At 43.5% G+C, this 4923-nt stretch carries 4 protein-coding genes and 1 pseudogene; all 5 read right to left on the bottom strand.

Annotated features, from left to right (window positions below; translation table 11 throughout):
- Positions 1-1027, bottom strand: a 1027-nt coding sequence (locus A3757_RS16480) for a sigma-54-dependent transcriptional regulator (RefSeq protein ID WP_369819558.1), incomplete at its 3' end; no start/stop codon positions are given.
- A 294-nt stretch (positions 1028-1321) separates the two neighbouring features.
- Positions 1322-1627, bottom strand: a complete 306-nt coding sequence (locus A3757_RS16485) for a hypothetical protein (protein ID WP_068508210.1) — start codon at positions 1625-1627, stop codon at positions 1322-1324.
- Positions 1628-1776: 149 nt separating this feature from the next.
- Positions 1777-3855, bottom strand: a complete 2079-nt coding sequence (locus A3757_RS16490; protein ID WP_068554020.1) for an Ig and FN3 domain-containing protein — start codon at positions 3853-3855, stop codon at positions 1777-1779.
- A gap of 209 nt (positions 3856-4064) precedes the next feature.
- A complete protein-coding gene (gene rnhB / locus A3757_RS16495) occupies positions 4065-4673 on the bottom strand; it encodes a ribonuclease HII (protein WP_068508214.1) in 609 nt (202 codons plus the stop codon).
- Positions 4674-4682: 9 nt separating this feature from the next.
- Positions 4683-4923 (bottom strand): annotated as a pseudogene (locus A3757_RS16500) (lipid-A-disaccharide synthase); the annotation flags it as partial.

Below are 4923 nucleotides of genomic sequence, written 5' to 3' on the forward strand. Positions count from 1 at the left end.
GACTCAGTATTGCAGCAGAATTAAATCTGATTGAGCCACGCTTCTCAGTCTCCATCCTTGAAATCAGCTCATTGAGCAGAAGAGGGATATCTTCAACACGATCTTTTAGTGCAGGCATCTCAATAGGAAATACATTCAAACGGTAATAAAGGTCCTCACGGAAATCACCACTGGTAATCATATCCTCAAGGTTTTTATGCGTTGCCGCAATGATACGGACATCAGTGTCTAATGTTTTATTTCCCCCAACCCTTTCGAATGTCCTCTCCTGCAAGACCCTTAGAATCTTAACCTGCATGTTCAGCGGCATGTCGCCAATTTCATCTAGAAAAAGCGTACCACCTTCAGCCAGTTCGAATCGACCTGCACGCGCAGTAATGGCGCCGGTAAAAGCACCCTTTTCATGACCGAACAATTCACTTTCCAACAACTCCGCCGGAATAGCACCACAGTTGACAGGCACAAAAGGCTTGTTTCTACGGTGCGAATTATAATGCAAGTTCCTGGCAACTACTTCTTTACCAGTACCCGATTGCCCTGTAATCAAGACGCTCACATCTTTATCCGCAACCTGTGCCATTAAAGCTCTAACATCTTGAACGCCGCGACTAGTACCTACAAGACTTCTAAAAAGCTCTACCTGACGCTGCTTACCACGCCCTGTTTGCGCCGAGTATTGTTCACGATAAACCTGGGCACGATATAAACTATCTAGCGTCTTATTATAGTTAAGAGGATAATCAAGTTGCGCAATGACCTTTCGTCTAAGAATATCATCAAGCCCGTCTAGAGCAGCATCACCTAGCCCTAGCACAGGAACACCCTCATCCCACTCATGTAAATCTTTAACGATCTGCTCAACCGGCTCCGAGTCTGCTCCCAAAAAAACGACACTTAAGTGCTCTGGCTCAATTGCATGCTCTTCAATAGTAGAGCGCCAACCTGACAAGGATGCGCTAAGAACACTTTCACCAAGAAAGGATAAAATAACAGAGATATCACGAAGCACTTCTTGGTTATTATGCATAACCAAAACTTTCATATCCTGGGCCATAGATGGACCTTATAGTTGTTTATTTTTTGGGTTTAACTTGAAGTAATGAATAGAGCAAAACAGTAAACTTTTGCACCCATGAGTACGCTCGAGCGGTTAATTGCAAAAAGCGATTATTCTTCAATATTCGATATCTAGCAATTAAAGTACGGATAGATTAATTAGTCAATTAAGTGGCGCAAAAAAGACGAAATAAGCGCCACATAAATAAATGTTCAAAATTTTGTCACTTATCTTATAAGTTATTGCCAGCGCAATAACACTCAATCAAGCTTTATATTGAGACGAATCCAGATAGGTATTCGCAGCCTTACTTTCGCGGGTAATCTGCTTAAGTTCCATAGAGATCTCATCTCTATGCTTCAAGCTATCTTTTAGCACCAGAGAGTAAACTTTTTCATAGCGCCTCAAGATCGATAAAAGCTGTGCCCTATCTTCTTTAGTTCGCATACTAGCAATAACTGCCTGAAGCTCGACACGCACCTGAGCATCGAGCTCAGTTAAAAGCGCCCAATCCTGCTTGTCATTAGCATCTTTTAGTTGTTTAGCAATATTTAGAAACCGTTCGTTCACGCCATGCCACCTAATGATATTCAAGCACTCAATAATGAAGCAATACACACAAACAATGCAAGTTAAGATCCGCCCCCATGGAAACGAAAAAAGGCGATAATTACAACATTATCGCCTTAGCCTTAGTTACTGATCAACGTTAACTGATCTCAGATCGTTAAGGAAATTATTTCCGATTCCTCACTCTGAACACCGTCGATATCGATAGTCAAAATCACAAAATAATAAGTGCCTGCTACCATATCATCGATCTGCGCACTGGTATCCGAGCCACTACCTACAACAACACTTTGAGCTAAGTTTGATGCATCTGTACCATATCGAATAAGGTAACTGTCAATTTCGTTTAAATCTAGAGCAGTACCATCCGCTCTTTCTTCTGGAATTGACCACTCCAAGGCTATCGACTGTAAAACCTCAAGCTCATTAATTTCTACATTAGCAACTGACGACACCTGCTGCCCCACAGAATTGGATACAATGACATCATAAGCTCCGGCATCTGCAACAGAGGCAGCCTCAATACTTAATGAGCTCGCGTTAGCACCTGATATCTCAACACCATCTTTACGCCAGGTATAACTCAAGTCACCACCGCCTGTCGCAACGATCGACAGCACTGCCGTCTCACCCTCATCAATAGCGGTAGATTGCGGTTGCGAAGCAATGACGACAGGCTCAATGGAAATCACTTCATTCACCTGAATCGTCGCATTGACAGATGTTTGCGAGCCTACCGAATTCGTCACGCTGACACTATACACACCACTATCTGAGACTGAAGCTGAAGCGAAAGAGAGTGAGCTTGAGGTCGCGCCGCTAATCGCTACCCCACCCTTAAACCACTGATACACCAACTCACCACCGCCACTCGCAGCGACAGATAGTACCGCTCCCTCTCCTTCATCTACACTAACAGAAGTAGGTTGCGTAGAAATTTGAACAGGGTCTATCACAACTACTGGTGGCAATTCGTTAACGACTACTAAAGCAGTCAAAGACTCCAGGGTACCTGACTCATCGCTCACCAGAACATCATAACTGCCTGAGTCGGAAGTATCTGCAGCTGAAATCAATAGTGAACTTAGTACCGCCCCTTGAAGCTCAACACCATCTCTACGCCACTGATAGCTTAGCTCGCCACCGGTAGCTCCCACACTTAATAAGACCTCTTCCAACTCATCAACAATTACACCTTGAGGCTGGCTAATAATTTCGAGGTCAGGAGTCTCGTTAAGCTCTGCTACGTCGTTATAGGAATCATTCGTTTCCTGTCTAACCGCCGCAAATGTCTCGGCATGTTCACTATCTGGAAGCGCTTGCTCTAGATCTAATGCAATTTCGCTTGCCTCTAGAAAAACCTCATCCAGAGTAATCTGTTCATCGCCCTCAGTACTTTGAGCCCCTAGAACGCCATCACTGGCAATCACTTCCTCTACATGTTCGATTACTTCTTCAATCGTATCCCAACGACCCAGCTCAACCATTGACAAGAAAGAGGCTGACAAAACACCCATTTCCAGTTCTGCTTTTGTAATTGAACTATACGACTCAATAGCAGTTAAATCTGCTGGCGCCAAACGCATCGCACCAGCATCTAGATCTAGCAAGTCTTCAATGTGAGCGATAGATTCCTGAATACTATCAGCTGTCAAACCAATAGATTTAGCCTCCGCATGAACTGCCGCCATATGCGTTAATGGGCTAAGATGAACATTATACTCCCGCCCTGCCACAATACCTGAAGCAACCGAGCGCAAACTAAAGCCAGACCCTGGGTTAAAGCTTTCACCAAAAGAAACGCCTTGCCCATCATTATCAATACAACCTTCCGTTGTATCGCACTTCATTCTGGTTCGACTATCAGCTGTCACTTCGACAACAACTGAGCCTTGTGAAATTTCCTGCTCAAGATTAAAGGTGTAGCGACCATTAGAGTCTGTTCTGACTGGACTCACCATTGGATTAACAGAACGAATAGTCTTGCCACCCTGCTCTTCTACTGAGTATAAGTTTACCAAGCCTTCTGAAACGACCCCTTTTATAGCGGTACCGCTAATCGTTGTAGTCACGGTATTGGTATTACCATCATCCGGAGTGGAATTTGACTCTTCACTGCCGCCACCAGAACCACAAGCCGTTAAAAGAATGGCCACACTTGAAGCTAATAGGTTCTTTGTAAGAGCGGCAATTCGCTTTTCACCAGTGTTGAGGAAAAATGTATGCATGAGAAGATTCCACTATTAAATTTCGATCTTGAGTAAGGAAATCTTAGCGCCAGAACACTTAAATTGACGGATAAAAATCATTATTTAGCAACAAAAAGCGTCAACTTTTCGACAAATGATAAAAAATGTGAAATCGATGACAGGTGATACAGCACAAAGTTCACAAAAAATCCGCCAGAGTCTAAGAAACAAGCACTAGGAGTTTTTATTTATTTGTGCTCGAGAAGCTGCTTTACAGGTTTGAATGAACGCCGATACAGATTATTGACGCCTAATTGACGAAGCGCTTCTAGGTGCGCTTTAGTGGGGTAGCCTTTATGCTGTGCAAGGCCATAACCTGGATATTCCTTATCCAACTCTTTCATTTCTCTATCCCTTGAAACTTTTGCGATAATTGAAGCAGCCGCAATACAAGCAACTCGTGAGTCACCCTTTACCACTGCTTCACTAGGAATATTTAGTTGAGGGCAGCGATTGCCGTCAATCAAAACATATTCCGGTTTTATTGAAAGCGATTCGACCGCTCTTTTCATTGCCAACATCGATGCATGCAAAATATTGATTTCATCAATTTCTTCGACACTGGCCCGAGTAATGCTACACGCTAATGCTTTTTCATGAATCTCATCAAACAACATCTCGCGTTTTTTTTCAGAAAGTTTCTTTGAGTCAGCCAAACCTTCAATAGGGTTTGCTGGATCGAGAATAACTGCGGCAGCTACGACTGGCCCAACTAAAGGCCCACGACCCACCTCATCTACACCAGCAAGCAGCTCACCATTATACTGACAAACAAAAGCTTCATATTCCTTAGTCACAATACTTCCTTATTTGCCACTTTCTATCAGCTTAACTACCGCGTCAGCGGCTTGTTCACTTGCATTTAACTTCAAGCTTTTATGCAGTTCACTAAACGACTCTTGAGTTTCAGTTGCCTTAGAAGGTAAAAAGCGCTCCATTACCTGCTTTCCAATTAATTCTGGCTGAGCATCATCCTGAACTAGCTCGGGAACAAGCTCTCGACCAGCCAGCAAATTAGGCAATGATATGAAAGGAGCCTTCAGTAAG

The organism is Oleiphilus sp. HI0117 (assembly GCF_001635235.1).

Coding starts and splice junctions, on each gene's coding strand:
- A3757_RS16490 (WP_068554020.1), bottom strand. CDS start 3,855: ATGCATACATTTTTCCTCAACACTGGTGAAAAGCGAATTGCCGCTCTT.